The organism is Xanthomonas phaseoli pv. dieffenbachiae, assembly GCF_008639345.1.
GTDB lineage: Bacteria > Pseudomonadota > Gammaproteobacteria > Xanthomonadales > Xanthomonadaceae > Xanthomonas > Xanthomonas phaseoli.
The window spans coordinates 2,905,451-2,928,465 of the sequence record NZ_CP041380.1; the positions used below are offsets into that span (position 1 = coordinate 2,905,451).

The following is a 23,015-nucleotide window of genomic DNA, read 5'->3' on the forward strand; positions in this document are numbered from 1 at the left end:
CTGCGACGGCTGATGATTCTGAAAACTCGTCATTTGCGTTTCAACCCCAACATCCATGGTGCGACCAGCACCAGCACCGCGCGCATCGGCACGCTTGCAGCAATCGCGAAAGCGCTCAGCCCCAACGCCCAGGCAGGTGTACCGATTGCGCTACGTGCGACCAGGCCCGTACGCGCCACCACGCTGGTGGTCACCAAGAAAACCAGGGTATGCGTGCACAGGATCAGCAAGGTGTTGGTGCCAATCCATTGCACCCAGCGCAGGCGCCGAATGAAATAGGCGACGCAAAACGTCATCGCCGTCCCGAGCAGACTGACCAGCAGGAAGACGGCCGCCGACCGCCCGAACTGCAGGTTGTTCACATCCACCTGCCCGTTCCACCCCGCCAGCCACCACCACAGTGCAGCCAACGGCAACAAGGCAAGCGCCCACACCTGCGCGCGCAGCGATCGCAACGCATCGGAGAACCGCGCCAGCCAACCGCCAACTGCAATGAAGAACAGCGCCACTGGCAGCACATCCAGCGCGAGCGGCAGGCGCTGCTGTAGCAAAGGAAACCAGCCCGCCCACGCCAGCGCTATCGGCAGACTGACCGCCGCCACCGCAGCCGCACTCAATCGCGCACGCAACGCAATGTAAGCCAGCGTTGTGACAAATAACGCGGGCAGGAACCACAGCGCCGGAAGCACATACAGGCGTGACCCGTTGGCCCACAGCAATCCCGTGAGCGGGTGCCACCACGGGCGCGCCTGCGGATGACCCGCATGCCCGTCGATCGCAGCAGTCAACAACCACAGCGCATAGGCCACCATGAAAAACGCGAGATACGGCACCAGCAGCGTGCGCGCCAGTTTTGCGACCGATGCCCCGGTCAATGCCCGCTGTCCAAAACGCTCGCCAACCCACCCCGACAACACGAAAAACAGCGGCACATGGAAGCTGTAAGCGAACAGCTTGTACGCTGGCGGCATGCCGCTGGCATGGCCCAGCACCACCAGCGCGATGGCCAACGCCTTGGCGGCGTCGATCTGCCAGTCGCGCGTCCGCGCAGGCGCCGTTTCGGCGTCCGCCAGGTGATGGGCACGCATAGCGTGCGGTGAAGAGAATTCGCGTGTCATGCCAAGGCGCCGCTCATGCCGCCACCCGACGCGCACCCAGCGCCCACGGCGCGAAGCGCATCAGGATCCAACGCAGCGGCACGCTGGCGGCCAATGCGAACAGCGTGACAAACACCGCCCAACCAAGCCCCGGACGCGCACCGCCAAATCCACCAGCCAAAGCGGCAACACCGGAGAGCACGAAGAACACCAACATATGCGTACAGAGAATCAGCAAGGTGTTGCGGCCGATCCACTGCAGCCACGCCCAATGCTGTACCAGCCGCGCCGCGCAGATCACCATCAACGAACCAAGCAACGCGCTCACCAGGAACAGCGCGGGGTTGCGTCCGAATTCGAGCATGTTGACGTCGATTCGCCCGTTGGCGACGGCCAACCAGGCCACCGCCAATGCCAATGCCAACACGACCGTTGCCAGCGCGCTTCCGGCCAAGGAGGTTGGCAGGCGTGGCGAAACGTAGATCAGCAAGGCGCCCAATGCGTAATAGCAGAGCGACACCGGTAGCACATCCAAACCGAAAAAAATCCGCAAATGTTGGGCGGGGAACCAGTTCATCCAGAACCATGCCACGATCAATGTCAGCCCCACGATCAGCAACGGCGACATCAGCCGGCGCAAGACCATGTAGCTCACCACGGTTACCAACATGACGGGCAAGAACCACAGCGGAGGCTGCACATACAGGTCCGGGCCAATACCGGTGAACATCGCGACGATCGGCTCCCACCACGGGTGACTTCCCCAGCGCGCAGCCTTTTCGCCGATATTGCGGGTCAGCAACCAGTAGGCATAGCCAAGCAGGTAGAACGTGACATACGGCAGCAGCAAGCTGCGTACATGCCGGCCGACCGAGCGCCTGTCCAGTCCAGTCGTGGTCGACGCATAACCCGCTGCCAACCAGCCGGATACCAAGAAAAACAGCGGCACGTGGAAGCTATAGGCGAACAAGGTCATGCCATGTGGGACGCCCTTGGCATGACAGAACACCACCAGCAGGATCGCAATGGCCTTGGTGGCATCGATACGCGGGTCGCGGACGCGACCGCCTGTTGCAACCTGCGCGGCTGCGGCCGGCAAAGCCGACGGCGATGCCGGCGTTGCCGACACACTCACCGTGCCGCTCCGGCAGGCAACGGCAGCTGCGCGCCATCTGCCGCTGGATCGTCCTTGATCAGAGCAGTCTGCGTGCCGGACGCAGACCAGGTCGGCAGCATGTGCCACATGTAGCCACAGACGAACCACCACAACGCCGAGGTCTTGATCGAGAAGTAGCCGTTGGAGACAAGCAAGCTCAAGGCGAACGCGAAGATCGCCAGGTTCTTGAACAGCTGCCCTTCCTTGCTCGGCATCAGCAGCAGGAACGAATAGGCCAGCAGGAAGGCCAGCACGCCCACGATCGACTGCGATGCGATGAAGTACGAAATGCCACTGTCGAAGTAACGATACGCCTGCGCAAAATCCAGCCCCATCCAGGATTCGAACGACAGGTTATTCATCGAATAAACGGTGAAGAACACGCGCCCCATCGTGGTGTCCTGGTATGCGGTGATGCCCGTGACCCAGACCAGCAGCCATGCGCTCATGATCACCAGCAGGAACACCAAGAACGCCAGTCGCTGGTCCAACCGTTTCAATAGCGGCGTCAGCAGCACCATCAAGACACAGGTGCCCGCCGCCAATCGTCCGTCTGAGGCCACGATCATGAAGCCGATCAACCCCACCGACAGGATCAGCGCCGCCGGTCGCATCCAACGCCAGAACACCAGCACGGTCGCGGTGAAGAAGCAGATGTAGTTACCCATCGTCACCGGCTCGATGAACATCGAAGAGGCGCGCGGCAGATTGGAGCCCGGCAGGAAGTTACGTTCGCCTGGCCGGGTGGCGCTGACGAACAGATTACTGTCTTCGTTCCAAAAGCCTTCGGCGCTCATGCCGCGCGCGTTGACGAAGAAGCTCTTCGGATTGATCAGATCGCCGTATTTGACCGGCATTGCCAGCTCGAATGCGGCAACCAGCGACACGATGATGGTCATGCGGATGAACAGCTTGGGCACCGAGCCGGTGTAGGCTGAGCCAAGCACGACGAAGGCGAACACCACCAGCGCGTCGCGGAAGAACTTGGGGTCGATCTGCCAGTTCACCAAAAACCGCACGAACATCAGCGTGACGATCAACCCGAGTCCGCTGACGATCAGGGCAATGCGCTTGCGGCTCAACGAACCCAGGCCAAGCAGGAAGCACGCCGCGTAGACCATGAACTCGACCGCGTAGGTGATCACCGGGCGCACGGTGAACACGTTCGCGTTGATGAATGCCAGTACCAGGTTATAACCCACGCCGACCAGCAAGGTCAGCTCGATCAGCAGGTTATGCCAGCGCACGCGAGTTTCCTCGCTCATTCGAATCAGCATGCATATGCCCGCTTGAAAGGAGCGGCTGCAATGCAGCCGCCCGCGGCGCCGGACGCGCCAGCTCGCACGCTCCCCACCATCATCAGTACGCGGTCTTCTGTCCGAGCACGCGTACAGCGGTCAGCACGATGATGCGGATATCCAGCCACAACGACCAACGGCGGATATAGTCGAGGTCGTACTGGATACGCTTCTTCATCGTCCGCAGTTCCGGGGTTTCGCCACGGAACCCGTTCACCTGCGCCCAACCGGTGATTCCCGGCTTGACGTAGTGACGTTGCATGTAATGGTTGATCAGCTTCTCGTAGTGCGTGTTGTGCTGCGCAGCGTGCGGGCGCGGCCCGACGATCGACATGCTGCCACCCAACACGTTGAAGATCTGCGGCAGTTCATCCAGGCTGCTACGGCGCAGGAACGCACCGAAACGCGTGATACGTACATCGTTCTTGGTCGCCTGCTGAATCGTCGTGCCATGGTCGTCATGCACGCGCATCGAGCGGAACTTAAACATGTAGAACTCGCGGCCACCCAGACCATGACGGCGCTGACGGAAGAACACCGGGCCCGGCGAACTCAACTTGACGCCCACTGCAATGGCGGCCATCAGCGGCCACAGGCCAAGCAGCGCGATCACGGCCAGAATCTTGTCCTGCAACGCCTTGGCCACCACGAAGTAATTGTCGCGGTCCACGCCGCCCTGGCGCAGATTGATCACCGGCACGTTGCCGATCTGCTCGCCAGACTGATTGAGCAGACCGAAATCGAACAGGTCAGGCACCAGCTTGACGTTGATCGGGTAACGGTCCAGGCGCTGCAACAGTTGCTTGATGTGATCGCGTTCGCCCAGCGGCAGCGAGATCCACACCTGCTCGACCTGATTTTCCTTCAGGTAGTCGATCAACGCATCCGGCTCGCCCAGGCACGGCAACGACTGACGCTGCTCGGTCACGGCAATGTCGTAGGGGGTGCGGAAATAACCGACCAGGTTCATGCCCACCCACGAGTTACGGCTCAGGTAGTGGTTGATTTTCATCACCGGGTGACGCAGCCCCACCACCACCACACGCTGCACGTCCACGCCCTGGGTACGCAGATGGTTCAGGAAGCCGCGCAGCACCGTGCGTGCCGCCACTAGCGAGGCCAGGCCACCGACGAACCACAAGCCAATCCATCCGCGCGACACCTGCTCGCCCACCTGCACAATCAGCGCATGCACGGCAAACAGCGCGAACACACCGCCGAACGCGCCGCCCAGCACCATCAGTTCGCTCAACAGTCCACGGCCGCGCCAGCTGCGGTAGAGCGGGAACAGCGCAAAGCAGATCACCGAATACAGCAGCGTGGTCGCGATCGCCAGCCTATACGGCGCTGCCGGCACCCAGGAGCCAAACACGATGCGATAAGCAACCAGACCGGACACCACAACCATGGTCAGGTCGAAGACGCGCAGAACCAGATCGGCCGCAGCCGAATATTTGGACAACAATCGCGGCGAAGAAGTTGTGTAAGTCGCGCTACTCAAGTCTGCCAAAAGCATGGGGATGTCCTCCAAACTCGATACGACGCATGCGGGGGAACATACGAATCGCACGCGAGCTTTCAATCATCTCCGCCAAGCGATCACCGCGGTAACACCTACCGACCCCAGATCACTCGACAGCCCTTTGTTTCAACAGAGACAAACTTTCAAACGAAGGAGCCCGAAACATACGGGATCCGACCTTTTCCACGCTGAATCAGTTGTCACTTTAATTAACCATCGTTTTGCAACATCACGATGTCAATTCGGCCGTGTTTCCGGCCCATTGACACGTAGGAAGTACCGCACCAGAGCCACAGCCAAACCTAGGAATACGCCAAAGATCAGGCCCAAAGCGAGGTTCAATTTCAGTTTCGGCGAAGTCTTCGACGTAGGCACATCTGCGGTATCGACGATGGTCACGTTGTTGGCGCCGACATTGCCTGCCACACCGATTTCCTTGTAGCGCTGAAGCAGCGCATCGTAGAGCTGACGATTGGTGTCGACGTCGCGCTTGAGCATGTTGTAACGAATGCTGCGACCCTGCAGATCCAGCTCGTTGTTCCGCAGACCGGCGATGCGCTCGTTGAGCAACTGCTCCTGGTGCACCGACGCATCGTAGGTCGCCTTCAGCGACTGGCGCACATTCACGACCTCGCCGTTGATCTGCCGACGAGACTCTTCGATCTGCGCCTTCAGACGCTGCATCTCCGGGTAATCCGGCTTGAAGGTCGACAACTTCTGCTGGTACTCGGTGGTTAGACGCACTTGCTCGCTACGCAGGCTCTGGATCAACGGACTGCTGAGCACCTGCGGCAACGACATGCCATCGCCACTGGCTGCCTGGCGCCAGGCGGCCTCGGCCTTGATACGGGCATCCTGAGCGGACGCCAGCAAGGCGTTGAGATCGGTCAGGTTCTGTGCCGGCAACGAAGGTTTGTCGTCGCCCACCGACACAATCTGCTCGTCGGTCGAGTACGCAACCAACGACTTCTCCGAATCTTCCACCTTGCTGCGCAACTGCTCCAGTCGCTCGGCGAGGAACTTGGTCGCGAACGAGGACGCCTTCATGCGGCGTTCCTGCGTACTGATGATGAACATCTTCGCGTACGTATTGGCGATCTTGGCCGACAGCACCGGGTCCGGCGAGTCGTAATTGACGTAGACCAGTCGCGAATTGAGGATGGGCTCGACCACCAGGCCGGCCAGCAACGTATCGGTGAGACTGCGCTCGATGATCGCCTGACGCGAATCGACCGATTTGCCTGCCTCCGGATTTTTCGCCGCGGCCTTCTCCAGTGCCTCGTCCACCTGGTCCTTGAACGCCGGCTCCTTGTCGAGCTTGGCTTCGCGGATCACTGCACGTGCCAGCGAACGGCTCTGCAGCAGCTGATACTGGGTCTGGTAGAAATCGCGGTCCTGCGGCGACTCCACCGGCATCAGGTTGTCGACGTTCACCACGTTCAGCGAATCGCGTTCGATCTGCAGCGTGCTGGTCGCGCGGTACTTCTCCGGCATCAGCAGCGTGATGGCCAGCGCCAGCAGCAGTGCGGCCAGTGCGATCGCGATAATCAACCAACGCTGCGACACCAGGGCGCGCCAGTAGTCGAGCAACCCCACATCGGCAAGTTCGAGATGCCCGTGACGCTGCGACGAAGAGAAACGATTGTCGGAATTCATGCTCATCGGTAAGCGCGCCACACCATCACAAGAGGAGTCAGTTCCAGCATGGTGCGCAACCACACGCGCGCATCCGAGCGGTACACCACCACGATGTCGCCGCCATAAATCTCAGGATCCGGGTTGGTGCCCTTCTCGATTTCGGTCAGGTCGAACCGCGCGAGCATCTTTTGCCCGTTGACCATGCGGAACACGATGACATTGCCGCGGCTGGCGACCGTACTCACGCCCTTGGCCTGCGCGATGGCCTGCTGCAAGGTCAGGTTGGCCCCGATCACCGGATAAATGCCCGGCTCGTCGACCGCTCCGGTCACGGTGACACGACGGCCGTTGGATTCCTGCACGAACACCGACACCTGCGGATTTTGCAGGTAGCCGTTGCGGTATCGGTCGGCCACCATCTTTTCCAGCTCGCCGACGCCCATGCCGGCCGCATTCACATCGCCAATCAGCGGCAACGAAATGTGGCCGTTCTGATCGATACGGACCTGCCGTTCCAGATCGTCGATCTGGAACACCTTGACCAGCAGCAGGTCGCCTGGCGAGAGCCGATACTCGGGCTGCACTGCGGACATTGCGAGCGGGTCAGGCAGGGGCAACGAGGTCGCCATATCCTTACCGGTGCTGCAAGCGCCCAGTGTTATCGAGCAGATCAACGCCAGGCTGAGCGCTTGGCAGAATCGTCCGATCAGTTTCTTCATGCGTGTGGCTGGCTGCCTCGGTTGGGTGGGACAGGAGCTCGCGCAGCATTCAACCGGCCAAACACGCCAGCACGAACGTACGACAGAGGGTTCATCCCGGGACATCGGGATCACGACAGGTAAGGCGTGTTGCACTGCACTATGGCACAGAAAAATCGCACCGCAAGAGACCGCACGCCATTTTTTTGACAGCGTTGGCCTATTGATTCAAGTTCGTCGATATCGCGTTAACGAACCGTGATCCACGTTTGAATCTGGAGAAAATGTTTCGGAGTGTTTTCGGACACTTAGCACCATTGCGTGATCCAAGTCCATAGCGAACCGGACCGCAAAAAGCGGGCGCTAGTGCGCCGTTCATGCTGCATCGCGATATGCCGATATGCGTATTCGCCCAGTTGGTCGCCGACACAAAAATGCAATGTTGCAGCGCAACAAAAAAGCCCATGACATGACGTCATGGGCTCAATGTTTGGTCGGGGTAGCCGGATTCGAACCGACGACCACTAGTCCCCCAGACTAGTGCGCTACCAGGCTGCGCTATACCCCGAAGATGCTGCGTTCCGCCGCGAGGGCGGCCTGCCATTATAGCGGCTTTATGAAGCGTTTTCCTAGCGGCGCAGCAGTTGCAGGACTTCTTCCAGCTCCATCCGCACCTGCTTGATGATCTGATTGCTCAGCGCCGACTCGCTCTTGGCACCGTCGCCCTCCAGGCGCAGGCGCGCACCGCCGATGGTATAGCCCTGCTCGTACAGCAGGCCGCGGATCTGACGCACCATCAGCACGTCATGGCGCTGATAGTAGCGCCGGTTCCCGCGCCGCTTGACCGGCTCCAGGCTGGGAAACTCGGTTTCCCAATAACGCAGCACATGCGGCTTGACGTCGCATAGCTCGCTCACCTCACCGATGGTGAAATAGCGCTTGGCCGGGATTGGCGGTAGCTCGCGATTACTGCCCGGATCCAGCATAAGCCTCCACCCGTTCCTTGAGTTTTTGACCGGGGCGGAACGTCACCACCGTCCGTGCCGAGATCGGAATTTCTTCGCCGGTCTTGGGATTGCGACCGGGCCGTTGGTTCTTTCGCCGCAGATCGAAGTTGCCGAAACCCGACAGCTTCACCTGACGGCCCTGCTCCAGCGCATCGCGCAGCACATCGAAGAACGCGTCGACAAATTCCTTTGCCTCACGCTTGTTCAGACCGACCTCGTCGAACAGACGTTCGGCCATCTCCGCTTTCGTCAATGCCATGCCAATCCCCTGGTTACTGCCTCAACTCCGGATCCGGGCGCGATGTTCGCGCTCGATCACGGCCACCACATCGGTGACGACCGCATCCACGTCCCGGTCGGTGAGAGTGCGCGAGTTATCCTGCAAAATCAAGCCCATAGCCAGACTCTTGAAACCTGGCTCGACCCCCTGCCCGACATAGCGGTCGAACAATTGCACCTCACGCAACAATGGCCCGACCGTCGTGCGTACGCTGGCCGACACTGCCGCCCAGCTCACTTCGTCGGGCACCAGGAAGGCCAGATCGCGGCGCACCGAAGGGAAACGCGACAGCTCGCCAGCGCGCGGCAGGGTCCGCTGGGTCAAGGGCATCAGCTGCAACTCGAACGCGATCACGTCCACATCGATGTCCAGCGCCTTGGCCAGACGCGGATGCACCTGCCCGATCCAGCCGATACAGACGCCGTCGCGATAGATATCGGCCGACCGGCCCGGGTGCCCGAACGGCTGCGTCGACGGCTGGAACTCCAGCTGCGCGCCACTGGCCGCAGCCAGTGCCATCAGGTCGCCCTTCAAGTCATGGAAATCCACCTTGCGCGCTGGCTCGCCCCACTGCAGCGCCAGCGCATCGCCGCACACCGCCGCGGCAACGTGTTGCGATTCGTCGGGTGCTGCACCGGCATCGGCCGCAGCCGCGAACACCTTTCCCAGCTCGAACAACCGCACCCGCCCAGCCTGACGCGCCGCATTGCGGCCCAACGTGGCGACCAGGCCCGGCAACAGGCGCGGACGCATGACCGCCAACTCCGCACTGAGCGGGTTGGCCAACGGCACCAGGCCTTCGGTGAGCTGCCAACGCTCCAGCAAGGCCGCATCGACGAAGGCGTAATTGATGGTTTCCTGCAGCTCGCGCGCCACCAGCTGGCGCCGCACGCTGAGCTCGTCCAGCCGGGTTTCGCTCGGCATCGCGATGCGGCTGGCGCCACCAGGCAGCGTGGTCGGCACCCGGTCGTAACCGTGGATACGCGCCAGCTCTTCAATGAGATCCTCTTCGATGGCGATATCGAAGCGACGGCCCGGGGCCATCACCTCCCAGCCTTCGGCAACCGCCTCGACGTGCGTGCCGAGCGCACGCAGCATGCGCACGACGTCGGCATCGTCGATCTGGATACCGAGCACGCGTGCAATGCGCGCGCGGCGCAAGCGGATGCGCGCTGGCTGCGGCAGATGCTCCGGCAGCTGCGCATGCACCACCGGGCCAGGCATACCGCCGGCCAGTTCCAGCACCAGGCGCGTCGCCACTTCAAGTGCCTGCGGCGGCAATGCCGGATCCACGCCACGCTCGAAACGGTGCCCGGCATCGGTATGCAGGCCGAGTTTGCGGCCACGGCCCATGATGGCCGCAGGGTCGAAGTACGCCGACTCCAGGAACACGTTACGGGTGGTTTCGGTGACGCGTGTGTCCAGCCCGCCCATCAAGCCGGCCAATGCAACCGGACGCCCGGCATCGGTGATGGTCAGAAAACTATCGTCCAACGTGACCTGGCGGCCGTCCAGCAGCGCCAGCTGCTCGCCGGCGCGGGAACGGCGCACGCCGATCGGCCCCTGCAAGGTGTCCAGGTCGAAGGCATGCATCGGCTGGCCCAGTTCCAGCATCACGTACTGGGTGATGTCCACCAGCAACGACACCGGACGCACGCCGCTGCGGCGCAGGCGCTCGGCCAGCCACACCGGCGTCTTGGCGGCCGGGTCGATGCCTTCGATCACACGGCCGCAATAACGCGGCGCATCTTTACCGGCGTCCAGTTCCACTGCCAGCGTACGCGTGGACACCGGCGCCACGGCAACAGCGTCGAACGCCACCACTTCGCTGGCGCACGCGGCGGCCACGTCGAAGGCGATGCCGCGTACGCTGAAACAATCGGCACGATTGGGCGTGAGCTTGATCTCGATGCTGGCATCGGGCAGCCCCAGATACTCCGCCAGCGCCTGCCCCACCGGCGCATCGTCCGGCAACTCGAACAGGCCCGAGGCATCGCTGTCCAGGCCGAGTTCCTTGGCCGAACACAACATGCCGTTGGACGCCACACCGCGCAGCTTGGCCGCAGTGATCGTCAACTCGCCGATCTTTGCACCGACCAGCGCCAACGGTGCCACCAGACCCGCACGCGCATTGGGCGCGCCACACACGATCTGCAGCAACTCGCCCTGCCCGGCATCGACGCTGCAGACCTGCAGACGATCGGCCTCCGGATGACGCACCGCCTCGACGATACGCGCCACCACCACCTGACCAAGCGACTCGCCCAGCGGCGTGACCTCTTCGACTTCCAGACCGATCGCCGTCAGCGTCGCGGCCAGTTCGTCGCGCGTGGCCTGGATAGGAACGTGGCTGCGCAGCCAATTTTCAGAGAATTTCATGAGAGGCCGGGATTCGGGAATCGGGATTGGAGATTCGTATAAAGCAGCATGCCGGAACGGTGCGGAACAGGGGCGCTGTTGCCAATCCCCAATCCCGAATCACCACTCCCCGCCGTCAGGCGAACTGCCGAAGAAAACGCACATCGTTCTCGAAGAACGCGCGCAGGTCGTTGACGCCATAACGCAGCATCGCGAAGCGTTCCACGCCCAGGCCGAAGGCGAAGCCGGTGTAGCGTTCGGGGTCGATACCGACGCTACGCAGCACGTTCGGGTGCACCATGCCGCAGCCCAGCACTTCCAGCCAGCGCGTGCTGCCGTCCGGCTGCTGCCAGGCGATATCCACTTCCGCGCCCGGTTCCACAAACGGGAAATAGCTGGGGCGGAAGCGCATTTCGAAATCGCGCTCGAAGAACGCGCGCACGAACTCGGACAAGGTGCCCTTGAGGTCGGCGAAGTTGGAGTGCTCGTCCACCAACAGGCCTTCGACCTGATGGAACATCGGCGAGTGGGTCTGATCCGAATCGGAGCGATACACCTTGCCGGCCGCAATCATGCGCAGCGGCGGCTTGTGTGCGTCCATGTAGCGCACCTGCACACCGGAGGTGTGGGTCCGCAGCAGGCGTCCGTCGCCGAAATAGAACGTGTCGTGCATCGCGCGCGCCGGATGGTGCGGCGGGAAATTCAGCGCTTCGAAGTTGTGCCAGTCGTCCTCGATTTCCGGGCCGTCCGACAGCTCGTAGCCGAGACGGGCGAAGATTTCGACGATGCGCTCCAGCGTGCGCGTGACCGGATGCAGCCCGCCGCGCTCGCTGCGGCGGCCCGGCAAGGTGACGTCGATGCGTTCGCCGGCAAGACGGGCATCCAGCGCGGCGGTTTCCAGCGTGTGCTTGCGCTCGGCCAGCGCTGCAGTCAGCGCGTCGCGCGACAGATTGATCGCCTCGCCAGCCGCCTTGCGTTGCTCTGCCGGCAACGTCCCGAGCTGCTTGAGCTGGGCGGTAATGCTGCCGCTCTTGCCCAGCAATGCGACACGCAAAGCTTCCAGTTGGTCCGGCGTCTGCGCCGCGGCAACATCGGCCAGCGCGCGTTCGGTCAGGGATTGAATCTCACTCATTGCACTTGCGCCTCAACTGCTAACCGAACGGTGTTTCCGGATGCACCGGAACGCATTGTCATTGCATTGACCTGTCATCGCCCACTTGGCACTTCGCTAAAACGCAAAAGGGGAAGGACTCGCGCCCTCCCCCTGCATCTCTGCGTCTCATCTCACCGAAGGCACGCACACCAAGTGTGACTACATCCGATGACCCGCTTTTCTAAGCAGTCCGCACATGGATGTGCGGGCTCCTGCGAGGGACTCGCACACACAGCGTGCGGACTCTTGCGAGGGACTATCTCATTAAGAAGTCCGCAGATGGATGTGCGGGCTCTTGCAGAGGGACCTGCATTTACGCCGCCAGCGCGCCCTTTGCTTTCTCGGCCAGCGCGGCAAAGCCGGCGGCGTCGTGCACGGCGATATCAGCCAGCACCTTGCGGTCCAGGGTGATGCCGGCCTTGAGCAGGCCATTCATGAAACGGCTGTAGCTCATGCCGTTGATGCGGGCAGCCGCATTGATGCGGGTGATCCACAACGAACGGAAATTACGCTTCTTCTGCTTACGGCCAATGTAGGCGTACTGCTGCGCCTTGATGACCGCCTGCTTGGCAACGCGGAAGACCTTGCGGCGAGCGTTATAGTAGCCCTTCGCCAGGGTCAGAATTTTCTTGTGGCGGCGGCGCGCCTGCACACCACGCTTTACTCGTGCCATGGTTCAGTCCTCAGAGATAGGGAAGCATACGATCAAGACGGCCTGCGTCCTCGGCACGGACGTGATTCGTCTGCCGCAGGTTGCGCTTCCGCTTGGTCGCTTTCTTCGTGAGGATGTGGCTACGGTTTGCGTGGCCGCACTTGTACTTGCCGGAGGCGGTCTTGCGGAAACGCTTGGCCGCCGCCCGGTTGGTCTTGATCTTGGGCATTGCAATGTCCTTGATGGTGTTTTGTCACTGACACGGGCGGCAGTCTTGCGACCACGCTTTCCATCCTTGCCCTTGCCTGCTTGTAAGTCCTTGATCGAACACGATCCGGACAGGTCCTGGTGCCGCTTGCGCGGCGCCCCGATAAAACCGGGCCGCACAGTCTACCCGTTGCCGGGAATTGTTGCAACTGATTGATCCTGCAACCACAACGGCCCCCGCTGGGGGCCGGGCAGCAACGAAGAAGATCCTTAGACCTTCTTCTTGGGCGCGATCATCATGACCATCTGGCGCCCTTCCAGGCGCGGACGCGACTCGATGACGATATCGTCGCCCAGATCGGCCTCGATCCGGGCCGCCATCTCGCGACCGAGCTCCTGGTGGCTCATTTCGCGGCCACGGAAGCGGATGTTGACCTTGACCTTGTCGCCCTCTTCCAGGAAGCGGCGCATGTTGCGCAGCTTGATCTGATAGTCGCCCTCGTCGGTGACCGGGCGGAACTTCAGTTCCTTGATCTCGACCTGCTTGGTCTTCTTCTTGGCCTCGTTGGCCTTTTTCTGCTGCTCGAACTTGAACTTGCCGAAATCCATGATCTTGCAGACCGGCGGATCGGCCTGCGGCTGGATTTCGACCAGATCCAGGCCTTCTTCTTCGGCCTTGGCGAGCGCTTCGTCGCGCGACAACACGCCGACCATCTCTCCGTCGCTGCCGATCACGCGAACGCGCGGCACCCGGATTTCTTGGTTCTTGCGGTTCTGTTTGTTGTCAGGGGTACTGATATTGCAATCTCCCAGAGGAATCGAACCGGCGCATCCGGATCATCCAGACCGGCCGGGGTTGGCTCACGCTGCCTGCTCTGCCTGCAGACGTTCGATGAAGGCCGAGACCGTCATGGTCCCAAGATCTTCGCCTGAACGGGTCCGCACGGCGACAGCACCATTTTCCTTCTCACGGTCGCCGACCACGAGCAGATATGGCACGCGTTGCAGCGTATGCTCGCGAATCTTATAACCGATCTTCTCGTTACGCAAATCGGCGCTGACACGGAAGCCTTGATTTGCAAGGGTTTTCCGCACCGAGTCGACATATTCAGCCTGAGCATCGGTGATGTTGGCGACAACGACCTGCACCGGGGCCAGCCAGGACGGGAATGCACCGGCGTGGTGCTCGATCAAAATGCCGATGAAACGCTCCATGGAACCAACGATGGCCCGGTGCAGCATGACCGGATGCTTCTTCTGGCTGTTTTCGTCCACGTACTCGGCGCCGAGGCGGCCCGGCATCATGAAATCGACCTGCATGGTGCCCAGCTGCCAGGTGCGGCCGATGGCGTCCTTGAGGTGGTACTCGATCTTGGGGCCGTAGAAGGCGCCTTCGCCCGGCAGCTCCTGCCATTCCACCCCGCACACGCCCAGCGCACTGCGCAGCGCAGCTTCGGCCTTGTCCCAGGTGGCATCGTCGCCCAGACGCTTCTCCGGGCGCAGCGCGATCTTGATCTGGATGTCGTCGAAGCCGAACGCTTTGTAGACCGCCAGCGCCTGCTGGTGGAAGGCGGTGACTTCGGATTCGATCTGCGATTCCAGGCAGAACACGTGCCCGTCGTCCTGGGTGAAGCCGCGCACGCGCAGGATGCCGTGCAGCGCGCCGGAGGGTTCGTTGCGATGGCAGGCGCCGAACTCGCCGTAGCGGATCGGCAGGTCGCGGTAGCTGTGCAGGCCCTGGTTGAACACCTGCACGTGGCCCGGGCAGTTCATCGGCTTGACTGCGTAGGTGCGCTTTTCCGACTCGGTGAAGAACATCGCGTCCTGGTAGTTGTCCCAGTGGCCGGACTTCTGCCACAGCGACACATCCAGTATCTGCGGGCAGCGCACTTCGCCATAGCCGCTGTCGCGGTAGACCTTGCGCATGTACTGCTCGACCACCTGCCACAGCGACCAGCCCTTGGGGTGCCAGAACACCAGGCCGGGCGCCTCTTCCTGCAGGTGGAACAGGTCCTGCGCCTTGCCGATGCGGCGGTGGTCGCGCTTGTCGGCTTCCTCCATGCGCAGGATGTAGGCGTCGAGCTGCTTCTTGTCGGCCCAGGCGGTGCCGTAGATACGCTGCAACTGCTCGTTCTTGGCGTCGCCGCGCCAGTAGGCGCCGGAGATGCGGGTCAGCTTGAACGCCTTGAGGAAGCGCGTGTTCGGTACGTGCGGGCCGCGGCACATGTCCACGTATTCCTGGTGGTAGTACAGGCCCATCGCGGTGATGTCCTCGGACATGTCCTCGATCAGACGCAGCTTGTACTCCTCGCCGCGCTGGGCGAATACCTCGATCACCTCGGCGCGCGGGGTAACCTTTTTGATCACGTCGTAATCCTGCGCGATCAGCTCCTGCATGCGCTGCTCGATCGCGGCCATGTCGTCGGGCGTGAACGGGCGCTCGCTGTAGATGTCGTAATAGAAGCCTTCGGCGATGACCGGGCCGATCACCATCTTGACCTCGGGATACAGCTGCTTGACCGCGTGCCCGACCAGGTGAGCGCAGGAGTGGCGGATGATCTCCACGCCTTCCGCATCTTTGGCAGTGATGATGCGCAGGCTGGCGTCATGGTCGATGACGTCGCTGGCGTCGACCAGCTGGCCGTCGACCTGGCCGGCGATGGTGGCCTTGGCCAGGCCGGCGCCGATCGACTGGGCGACCTGCATCACCGAGACGGGGGATTCGAATTCGCGGCGGCTGCCGTCGGGGAGCGTGATGTTGATCATGGGCAAGAATGAGGTCTGGTCTGGCTGCAGCGGTCGGCTGCCATGGGAGATCTGGCCATTGCTGGTCAGGCTCGAAGGAGAATGCGGGACGTGGGGCAAGACGGCGCCATGCAGGCGCTCTGCGCGCTGGCGCAGGCAAGGATCAGCGGTGGGCGGTGGTAGTGCTCATGTCGCACGCTGGGCCGGCGCGGGGCGCGGGCCACCTTCTCGCAAGGGGTCTTGGGTGCGAATGGTAAACCAATCAGCCGTCCGCTGCGTATGGCGGCACGGCGCTGGCGGGCGCATGGCATGATGCCGGCCACCTGTCCTGCCGTTGCCAACCATGACCATCAAGGGTAAAGCCACCTCGCTGGATATCGCCTACCTGGCCGGCGTGTCGCAGCCGACCGTGTCGCGCGCACTGCGCGGCAGCCCGATGGTCAACGAGGAAACCCGCAAGCGCATCCTGCGCATCGCCCGCGAGCTGAACTACAAGGTCGACAAGAACGCCTCCTCGCTCCGTCTGCGCAATGCCGGCACGCTGGCACTGCTGTTCTTCGAAGACCCCACCGCCGACGATTCGCTGATCAACCCGTTCTTTCATTCCATGCTTGGCTCGATCACCCGCGCCTGCGCGCTGCAGGGCTACGACCTGCTGGTGTCGTTCCAGCAGTTGTCCAAGGATTGGCAGGCCGATTACGAAGACAGCAACAAGGCCGACGGCATCATCCTGCTGGGCTATGGCGACTACCAGGAGTCGCGCCAGCGGCTGCAACTGCTGGTCGAGCAAGGCACCCATTTCGTGCGCTGGGGCGCGGCCCTGCCCGGCCAGCCCGGCATTTCGATCGGCAGCGACAATTACCAGGGCGGGCTGGACATCACCGACCATCTACTGGCGCAGGGCTGCCGGCGCATCGCGTTTGTCGGACACGCGTCCAACCATTATCCCGAATTCGAAGAACGCTACCGCGGCCATGCCGCTGCGCTGGCGCAGCATGGCTTGGCGGCCGATCCGGCGCTGCAGTTCGATGCGATCACCACCGAATTGTCTGGCTACACCGCGTGCCTGGCACTGCTGGACAGCGGCAATGCGTTCGATGCGGTGTGCGCAGCCAGCGATCTGATTGCGATCGGTGCGATGCGCGCCCTGCGCGAGCGCGGCCTGCGGGTGCCGCAGGACGTCGCGGTCAGCGGCTTCGACGATATTGCGTTGGCGGCGTCGGTTGCGCCCGCGCTGTCGACCGTGCAGCAGGACACCAAGCAGGCCGGCACACTGCTGGTGGAAAGCCTGGTTGCCCTGATTCGTGGCGAGGCGGCGCAGAGCCGCACGATTCCGGTGCGTCTGGCGCTCCGCGATTCCTCGCGCAGCAGCGGGCTGCAGCGGCCACTGGGATGGGCGCCATCCGGCGCAGAGACAGGCGATGCGATGACGGGTCGAGCGGCGGATGGTGCGGTCAGGCGCTGATTCGGGATTCGGGATTCGGGATTCGGGATTCGGGATTCGGGATTCGGGATTCGGGATTCGGGATTCGGGAATCGGGAACCGGGAACCGGGAACCGGGAACCGGGAATCGGGAATCGGGAATCGCGACAGCATGCACGGTGTGCCGCGATCGGTCGCCACCTGCTGATGTCGTTGCAGGAGCGGACCCGGCCGCGGCGAGGCGTTGCCGATATCGGTGATGCCCCATGCGTAGCGCCCCGAGCATAAAGCGCCCGGGGGCGCTCCTAGTGGTTGCGGGCGTCGCGGGCGGCTTGTTCGGCCATCTGCGTGTCGAGTTGCTTGCGCAATGCGGGATCGGTGACCGGCGCGTCCGAGAGCAGCACGCGCACGCCATGCGCCGGCACCGCTGTTGCGAAATCACCCCGCACCTGCAATTGCTCGCCACTGACTGCATCGCGCCACGCGCCAGGCTGCAGGAAGCGCCTCACTTGAATGGTGGCTGCGGTATCGGCCTTGTTGAGCAGCACCAATGCGGTCTGGGTTGTACCAGCATGCTGGTAGACACGCAGGAACGCGGCTTGATCGCCGTGTAACTGCACATCGACCTGCACGCCACGCTGCAATGCCGGAGTGTTGCGTCGCACCTGGGCGATGCGTTGCAACGGGCCGAAGATCGGGCTCTGCGGTGCATTGCGAATGCGCTCGGCGCCGAAGTAATTGCGGTTGCCGGCATGTTCGGCGCGCCCGCGCATGAAGCCGATTTCCGAGCCGTAATAGATCACCGGAATGCCGCGGGCGGTGAACAACCAGTTGTGCGCATCGATGAATCCGTTATCGCTGGCATCCAGGCGCGCCATGTCGTGGTTATCGTAGAAGCTCATCAACTCATAGGGGTTCGCATAGGGCCCCTGACGCAGGAACAAGGGCGCGGAGAGCTTCTCGAAGCCGGCCTGTTCATGACCGAACACCGCGGCAATCTGCTGTTTCAGCGGGAAATCCAGCACGCTGACGCCGGCATTGCGCGTCCAGGTATGCCCGGCGATCTTGTTGGCGTCGTAATCGAAGGCTTCGCCGAACATGAAAAAGCCAGGGCGTTTTGCACGAATGCGCGCCACGAAGGCATGCCAGAAGCGATCCGGCATCCAGCCGATGGTGTCGATGCGAAACGCATCGGCGCCCTGCTCCATCCACTGCAGGTATGCGCCGGCCAGATAATCCAGCACTGCCGGATTGTTTTCGTTGAGGTCGGACAATTCCGCCAGCCCGCCGCCGGTGTTGTAGAAAGCATGCAACGGGTTGTGCTGGGGATCCAGTTGCGCAGGCGCAAGATTCTGGTGGTCGGCGACCAGGCGCCCCTGTGCATCGTAGAGCTTGCCAAAGCCGGGTTGCGCCTGCGGCATGGTGTAGGCCGGCGAACCATGGTTGCCCACGATGTCCAACACGACCTTTAGCTTGCTGGCATGCATGGCGCGAGTGAAGCCTGCGAAATCCAGGCCCGGACTGGGCAGATGTTCGTCGAGCTTGTAGAAGTTGACGCCCCAATAGCCGTGGTAGCCAGTCTTGCCATGGTCGCTGAGCGTGCTGCCGCAAGTGATCGGCTTGCCGCCGGTAAACGCTTCGTCGGGATTGTCGACGATCGGGGTGATCCAGACCGCCCCGAAGCCCAGGTCGCGGATGTAATCGGCATGCTCAACGATGCCTTTGAAATCGCCACCGAGATAGCCGATGTTGTCCTCGCTGCCGTCGGCGCATGGTGTGGGCACATCGAAGGTGCGATGCGCCCCGCCCTGGTCGCGATGGTCGTTGCCGGTATCGCCGTTGACGAAGCGGTCGGTCACCACGAAGTACACCGCCTCGGCGGCGAACGGCTCCAGGGTGCCGTAGTAGTCCTTGGTTGCAGGCGCCGCCATTGCCGCGCCCGCGTACATCGTCAACGCTACATACATCGCACTGCGCATCACTGCCCTCCCGAGGCCACTGGAACCCGCACCACGCACACACCTGCAATCAACAGGCTGAGCCCGCCGATGGCCAATGCATAGATCGGCTGCCCGCCCAGCCACGCGCGCAGCACAAAGCCCAGCGCGCTGGCGGCAACCAACTGCGGAATCACGATGAAGAAATTGAAGATGCCCATGTACACGCCCATCTTTGGCGCAGGCACGCTGTCTGACAGCAAGGCATACGGCAGCGACAGGATCGAGGCCCAGGCGAAACCGACGCCCACCATCGACAGCAGCAACCACTGCGGATCGCGGATGACCAGCATCGACAACAAGCCGGCGGCACCCAGCCACAGATTGCACAGATGGCTCCAGCGCAAGCCGATCGCACGCACCAGTAGCGGAATCACCACTGCAGCCAATGCTGCAAACCCGTTATAGGCGCCGAACAACACGCCGACCCAGTTTGCGCCGTCGTTGTAGGCGGCCGAAGCGGTGTCGTTCGCACCGAAATGCACTTGCGTCACTGCGGCAGTGGTGTAGATCCACATCGCAAACAAGGCAAACCACGAGAAGAACTGCACCCAGGCCAGGCGGCGCATCGTCGCCGGCATGCTGCGCACGTCCTGCACGATCGCCACCAACATACTGGTGGCGGGCAGCATGCGCGCCAACGCAAGCAAGACGCCGTAGGCAAAACACAACCCGGCCAGCACATACAGCATGCGGTCGCCATGCTGCCAGGCGATGGCCGCGGCAAGCAGCACGCCCAGACCGCACCACAGCATGCCTGCCAGGGGCGTTGGCGCCATGCCGGTGCTTGCCACCTGCGCGAGAGGCGGATGTGCATCGTCAAAACCGGCAAGCTGCGCTGGGCTGTACTCGCGCGTACGCAGCACCGTCCAGGTGATCGACAGGAACAGTACCGCTGCGCCGAGGTAGAACGCATAGCGCACACTGTCGGGCAATTGGCCTGGCGGCGCAGTGTTGGCAATGCCCCAATGGGTCAGCAGCCAGGGCAGAAAACTCGCGACGATCGCGCCGATGCCGATGAAGAAGCTCTGCATCGCGTAGCCGGTCGGCCGCTGCGACGGCGGCAACTGATCGCCCACCAGCGCACGGAAAGGCTCCATCGAGATGTTGATCGATGCATCCAGCACCCACAGCGTGCCGGCGGCCACCCAGAGCATGGGCGCGTTGGGCATCACCAGCAAGGCCAACGTGGTGAAGACAGCGCCCACCATGAAGTACGGACGCCGGCGGCCCCACGGGGTCCAGGTGCGATCGGACAGGTAACCGATGACCGGTTGCACGATCAGCCCGGTGAGCGGTGCGGCGATCCACAGGCCAGGCACGTCGTCGACCTGCGCGCCCAGGGTCTGGAAGATGCGGCTGGCATTGGCGTTCTGCAGTGCGAAGCCGAACTGGATGCCGAGAAAGCCGAAGCACATGTTCCAGATCTGCCAGAAATTCAAGCGTGGCTTGGCGGTCATGGCGCGACCTCCACGCGTGCTGCAGGCCCGACCAACAATGCACTGACCTGCGCAGCATTGATCACACCATCGCGGCCGCCGCGGCCGCCGTTGTACTGCGCAAAATGCGCCAACGCGCTCATGTTGAAGCCGTTCTCGAGCCGGAAGGTACAGGCCTGGCCCGCCACCGCATCGAAACTGACTTGGGTGGAAAGCTGCTCGCCCACGCTATGCGGCATCACGATGACCTGCGATTGCGCAGGTTTCCCCGGGCATTCCAGCACCAGGTGTTTCACCGCTGCCGTGATACCGGTATTGATTGGACCACTGGCATTGCGGTAACGCAGCGCTACCCGATGCACGCCTGCACGTGCCGGACGCCAGCTCCAGTGCTGGCTGCCCGGCAACTGCTGCAGTGGGCCCAGCGTCAACGACGGGCTATGCAGCGACTCCAGACCATCGCGCCGCCGGGTCAGGCTGAGCACATGCAGCAGGCCATCGTCGGGAAGATCCCAGTGCGCGCTGGCATCGAGTGCGCGGCCGTCCAGATACAGCGTTGTTCCTTCCGGAATGCCGATGCGATACGTGTTGCCGATCCGTTGCGCGACCGGCGCCTGGGGCGTCTGCGGTGCGAACACCTGTTTCGGACGCGGCGGCGGCGTGAGGTCGGCAGTGCGCCCGACCAACTGCACCAGCGTGGTCTGACCCTGCCGTTCGATACGCCCTGCTACCAGCAACTCGCCGGTATCGTTCGCCGGGCGCTGCAGCACATACCGTTGCGCGCCGTGTTCCAGCACGATCTGTTTGGCGTCGCCAAACAACTGGGGCAGCAAGGACCGCGGCAACTTCGGCTGCAGGCTGCCATCGGCCGACAGACCGAACACCCCTTCCCGCACTGCAGCCAGATAGCCGGCAACCGACCACAGCTGGCGTGGCGAGTTGACCACCGGGCCACTGCGTGCACCCTCTTCCACGTGCACAGCAAGACTCTGCATCTCGTAGTTTTCCATGTTGGAACCCGCCAGCGCGCTACCGCGCATCAGCGATTGCAGCTCCAACGCGATGCGTGGCGCATCGTCCAGCGTGCGTGCGGCGCGCAGCGCATAGGCGCTGACGAACGGCCAGACAGCGCGGTTGTGATAGATCGGCTGCGCGGCCTCCTGCGGCCACACCACTGGGCTGCCACCCGCGACCATCGGGTAATTGCGCAACGCAACGCGTGCCCGCTGCGGCGGAAACACATCGACCAGCACGCCCAGCGAGAGACCGAGCAGATCCACCTTGGCGTAGCGCACCGGATGCGCGGCGCTGCCGAGATAGCTGACGTATTGGCTGCTGGTCGCATCCCAAAAACGCCTATCGATGGCCTGGCGCAGTGCATCAGCCCACTGCGCGTATTGCGCAGCGCGTGCATCGCCATGCTGGCGCGCCAACTGTTCGGCCAGGCGCAATGCCTGGTAATGCAGCACGTTGGTGGAGAGCGCAAAGGATTCGGCAATGAATCGCACATCCTCGCGCGTCCAGTCCGGGTAGGTCTGTTCGCGCCAATCCAGAAACGAGGTTTCGCCGTGGTAGAGACCGATCTGAGCGTCGAAGACGGCATCGCGGTCCTGCGCAATCGTCGCCCGCAGCGCCTGCCACACCTGTTCGGCAAATGGCTTGTCGTCCAACAGGCCGCGCGCGGCAAGGAACCACACCACACGGTCGCTGCTGATCGGCCAGCTGCCACCGGAGCCGGTGTCCTGCGCCACGAACAGTCCCGGCGTGCGCCCATCGCGTGCGGCAGAGAGCTTGAAGCGCAGTGCATTGCGCGTGCGCTCCGGCTCCAGCTGCGCCAACGCAAGATCGGCCGCAAAGCTGACATCGCGCGTCCACACGTACGGCCAGCGCTCGCCGGTTTCGAAGCAGGCGCACGGCACCGGCCTGCCGTCGTTGAAGGCGGGGTCGCGGATCGCCTCGACGCGGTCGTCGGCCATTTCCTGCTGTGCCAGCGCGAACAAGGCGTCGAACAGCGGGCTGGCGGTGTGCGTGCGCATCGGTTGTGCCGCAATGCGGCGTTCGCCTTGCGGCCAGCGCAACACGAAGCTGCCATCCTCCAACGCCTGCGCTTGGGCCCGGCGCCCGTGAAATTCCAGTTCGTCGGCCAGTGCCGGCGAGCTTGCCGCAACGCCCAGCGTTGCAGCCATGCAGATCATCTTCAACATCGAAGCGGCAAGACAGCTTGCGCCGTCGGCCTTCCTCCCTCGTTGCACGCGTTATGGTGCGCAGCACGGACGTGCCACGGGCGCGGACCCTCCCAGGTGCCGTGTCGCCATGGTAGACGCGCACTCCACTGTTCCGCACCA

The 23,015-nt window shown here is 62.8% G+C and carries 18 protein-coding genes and 1 tRNA gene; 1 reads left to right on the top strand and 18 read right to left on the bottom strand.

All coding sequences use genetic code 11. The annotated features are described in order from the left end of the window. Nucleotides 1-29 precede the first annotated feature (29 nt). The 15 genes from FLG15_RS13185 to thrS all read right to left on the bottom strand — a co-directional run bounded on the left by FLG15_RS13185 (nucleotide 30) and on the right by thrS (nucleotide 15,832). On the bottom strand, nucleotides 30-1,088 hold the full coding sequence (locus FLG15_RS13185; protein ID WP_139790931.1) for an acyltransferase family protein: 1,059 nt from the start codon (nucleotides 1,086-1,088) through the stop codon (nucleotides 30-32). Between the two features lie 43 nt (nucleotides 1,089-1,131). Next, a complete protein-coding gene (locus tag FLG15_RS13190; protein ID WP_150146527.1) occupies nucleotides 1,132-2,232 on the bottom strand; it encodes an acyltransferase family protein in 1,101 nt (366 codons plus the stop codon). Then, entirely contained in the window at nucleotides 2,229-3,518 is a 1,290-nt protein-coding gene (locus tag FLG15_RS13195) for a polysaccharide biosynthesis protein GumE (RefSeq protein WP_209228205.1), read from the bottom strand. The genes FLG15_RS13190 and FLG15_RS13195 overlap by 4 nt, the downstream gene beginning before the upstream one ends. 94 nt (nucleotides 3,519-3,612) lie before the next feature. Further along, on the bottom strand, nucleotides 3,613-5,067 hold the full coding sequence (locus tag FLG15_RS13200; RefSeq protein ID WP_057677544.1) for an undecaprenyl-phosphate glucose phosphotransferase: 1,455 nt from the start codon (nucleotides 5,065-5,067) through the stop codon (nucleotides 3,613-3,615). A 243-nt stretch (nucleotides 5,068-5,310) separates the two neighbouring features. Next, entirely contained in the window at nucleotides 5,311-6,750 is a 1,440-nt protein-coding gene (locus tag FLG15_RS13205; protein WP_017157116.1) for a GumC family protein, read from the bottom strand. Next, complete coding sequence (locus FLG15_RS13210; RefSeq protein WP_005914015.1) at nucleotides 6,732-7,430, bottom strand: polysaccharide biosynthesis/export family protein; 699 nt, start codon at nucleotides 7,428-7,430, stop codon at nucleotides 6,732-6,734. Before FLG15_RS13210 ends, FLG15_RS13205 begins: the two co-directional genes overlap by 19 nt. 470 nt (nucleotides 7,431-7,900) lie before the next feature. Further along, nucleotides 7,901-7,977 (bottom strand) — tRNA-Pro (locus FLG15_RS13215). 61 nt (nucleotides 7,978-8,038) lie between these two features. Next, nucleotides 8,039-8,395 (bottom strand): MerR family transcriptional regulator, encoded by a 357-nt coding sequence (locus tag FLG15_RS13220; RefSeq protein ID WP_005995911.1) that lies wholly within the window; start codon nucleotides 8,393-8,395, stop codon nucleotides 8,039-8,041. Then, a complete protein-coding gene (locus tag FLG15_RS13225) occupies nucleotides 8,376-8,675 on the bottom strand; it encodes an integration host factor subunit alpha (protein ID WP_002811076.1) in 300 nt (99 codons plus the stop codon). Before FLG15_RS13225 ends, FLG15_RS13220 begins: the two co-directional genes overlap by 20 nt. A 21-nt stretch (nucleotides 8,676-8,696) precedes the next feature. Continuing rightward, nucleotides 8,697-11,075: a phenylalanine--tRNA ligase subunit beta gene (gene pheT / locus FLG15_RS13230; protein WP_150146533.1), complete on the bottom strand. Its 2,379-nt coding sequence runs from the start codon at nucleotides 11,073-11,075 to the stop codon at nucleotides 8,697-8,699. Nucleotides 11,076-11,190: 115 nt separating this feature from the next. Next, nucleotides 11,191-12,186: a phenylalanine--tRNA ligase subunit alpha gene (gene pheS / locus FLG15_RS13235; RefSeq protein WP_008574581.1), complete on the bottom strand. Its 996-nt coding sequence runs from the start codon at nucleotides 12,184-12,186 to the stop codon at nucleotides 11,191-11,193. 334 nt (nucleotides 12,187-12,520) lie between these two features. Beyond that, on the bottom strand, nucleotides 12,521-12,880 hold the full coding sequence (rplT, locus tag FLG15_RS13240; RefSeq protein WP_017157120.1) for a 50S ribosomal protein L20: 360 nt from the start codon (nucleotides 12,878-12,880) through the stop codon (nucleotides 12,521-12,523). 10 nt (nucleotides 12,881-12,890) lie between these two features. After that, entirely contained in the window at nucleotides 12,891-13,088 is a 198-nt protein-coding gene (gene rpmI / locus FLG15_RS13245; RefSeq protein WP_002811096.1) for a 50S ribosomal protein L35, read from the bottom strand. Between the two features lie 248 nt (nucleotides 13,089-13,336). Beyond that, the gene (gene infC, locus FLG15_RS13250) at nucleotides 13,337-13,879 is read right to left on the bottom strand and encodes a translation initiation factor IF-3 (protein WP_077708941.1); all 543 of its coding nucleotides are present in this window, start codon (nucleotides 13,877-13,879) and stop codon (nucleotides 13,337-13,339) included. A 48-nt stretch (nucleotides 13,880-13,927) separates the two neighbouring features. After that, nucleotides 13,928-15,832, bottom strand: a complete 1,905-nt coding sequence (thrS, locus tag FLG15_RS13255) for a threonine--tRNA ligase (protein WP_057677542.1) — start codon at nucleotides 15,830-15,832, stop codon at nucleotides 13,928-13,930. Between the two features lie 322 nt (nucleotides 15,833-16,154). Here thrS and FLG15_RS13260 point away from each other — a divergent pair, with 322 nt between their 5' ends. Then, nucleotides 16,155-17,276 carry a LacI family DNA-binding transcriptional regulator gene (locus tag FLG15_RS13260; RefSeq protein WP_057677541.1) on the top strand — a complete coding sequence of 374 codons (1,122 nt, stop codon included), beginning with the start codon at nucleotides 16,155-16,157 and terminating at the stop codon, nucleotides 17,274-17,276. Between the two features lie 263 nt (nucleotides 17,277-17,539). Here the strand turns inward: FLG15_RS13260 and FLG15_RS13270 are convergent, their stop codons facing one another. From FLG15_RS13270 to FLG15_RS13280, 3 genes are read right to left on the bottom strand one after another with little or no spacing between them, the layout of a single operon-like run. After that, on the bottom strand, nucleotides 17,540-19,165 hold the full coding sequence (locus FLG15_RS13270) for an alpha-amylase family glycosyl hydrolase (RefSeq protein WP_209228208.1): 1,626 nt from the start codon (nucleotides 19,163-19,165) through the stop codon (nucleotides 17,540-17,542). A 47-nt stretch (nucleotides 19,166-19,212) separates the two neighbouring features. After that, nucleotides 19,213-20,691: an MFS transporter gene (locus FLG15_RS13275; protein ID WP_057677540.1), complete on the bottom strand. Its 1,479-nt coding sequence runs from the start codon at nucleotides 20,689-20,691 to the stop codon at nucleotides 19,213-19,215. Beyond that, nucleotides 20,688-22,874 (bottom strand): glucosidase family protein, encoded by a 2,187-nt coding sequence (locus FLG15_RS13280; RefSeq protein WP_150146542.1) that lies wholly within the window; start codon nucleotides 22,872-22,874, stop codon nucleotides 20,688-20,690. The genes FLG15_RS13275 and FLG15_RS13280 overlap by 4 nt, the downstream gene beginning before the upstream one ends. Nucleotides 22,875-23,015 lie beyond the last annotated feature (141 nt).

What these genes read in the sequence shown, in the direction of transcription:
- FLG15_RS13280 (WP_150146542.1), bottom strand. Translation starts at nt 22,874, where the DNA reads ATGTTGAAGATGATCTGCATGGCTGCAACGCTGGGCGTTGCGGCAAGC.
- FLG15_RS13275 (WP_057677540.1), bottom strand. Translation starts at nt 20,691, where the DNA reads ATGACCGCCAAGCCACGCTTGAATTTCTGGCAGATCTGGAACATGTGC.
- FLG15_RS13225 (WP_002811076.1), bottom strand. Translation starts at nt 8,675, where the DNA reads ATGGCATTGACGAAAGCGGAGATGGCCGAACGTCTGTTCGACGAGGTC.
- FLG15_RS13200 (WP_057677544.1), bottom strand. Translation starts at nt 5,067, where the DNA reads ATGCTTTTGGCAGACTTGAGTAGCGCGACTTACACAACTTCTTCGCCG.
- FLG15_RS13260 (WP_057677541.1), top strand. Translation starts at nt 16,155, where the DNA reads ATGACCATCAAGGGTAAAGCCACCTCGCTGGATATCGCCTACCTGGCC.
- FLG15_RS13210 (WP_005914015.1), bottom strand. Translation starts at nt 7,430, where the DNA reads ATGAAGAAACTGATCGGACGATTCTGCCAAGCGCTCAGCCTGGCGTTG.
- FLG15_RS13220 (WP_005995911.1), bottom strand. Translation starts at nt 8,395, where the DNA reads ATGCTGGATCCGGGCAGTAATCGCGAGCTACCGCCAATCCCGGCCAAG.
- rpmI (WP_002811096.1), bottom strand. Translation starts at nt 13,088, where the DNA reads ATGCCCAAGATCAAGACCAACCGGGCGGCGGCCAAGCGTTTCCGCAAG.
- pheS (WP_008574581.1), bottom strand. Translation starts at nt 12,186, where the DNA reads ATGAGTGAGATTCAATCCCTGACCGAACGCGCGCTGGCCGATGTTGCC.
- rplT (WP_017157120.1), bottom strand. Translation starts at nt 12,880, where the DNA reads ATGGCACGAGTAAAGCGTGGTGTGCAGGCGCGCCGCCGCCACAAGAAA.
- FLG15_RS13270 (WP_209228208.1), bottom strand. Translation starts at nt 19,165, where the DNA reads ATGGCGGCGCCTGCAACCAAGGACTACTACGGCACCCTGGAGCCGTTC.
- thrS (WP_057677542.1), bottom strand. Translation starts at nt 15,832, where the DNA reads ATGATCAACATCACGCTCCCCGACGGCAGCCGCCGCGAATTCGAATCC.
- FLG15_RS13185 (WP_139790931.1), bottom strand. Translation starts at nt 1,088, where the DNA reads ATGCGTGCCCATCACCTGGCGGACGCCGAAACGGCGCCTGCGCGGACG.
- pheT (WP_150146533.1), bottom strand. Translation starts at nt 11,075, where the DNA reads ATGAAATTCTCTGAAAATTGGCTGCGCAGCCACGTTCCTATCCAGGCC.
- FLG15_RS13195 (WP_209228205.1), bottom strand. Translation starts at nt 3,518, where the DNA reads ATGAGCGAGGAAACTCGCGTGCGCTGGCATAACCTGCTGATCGAGCTG.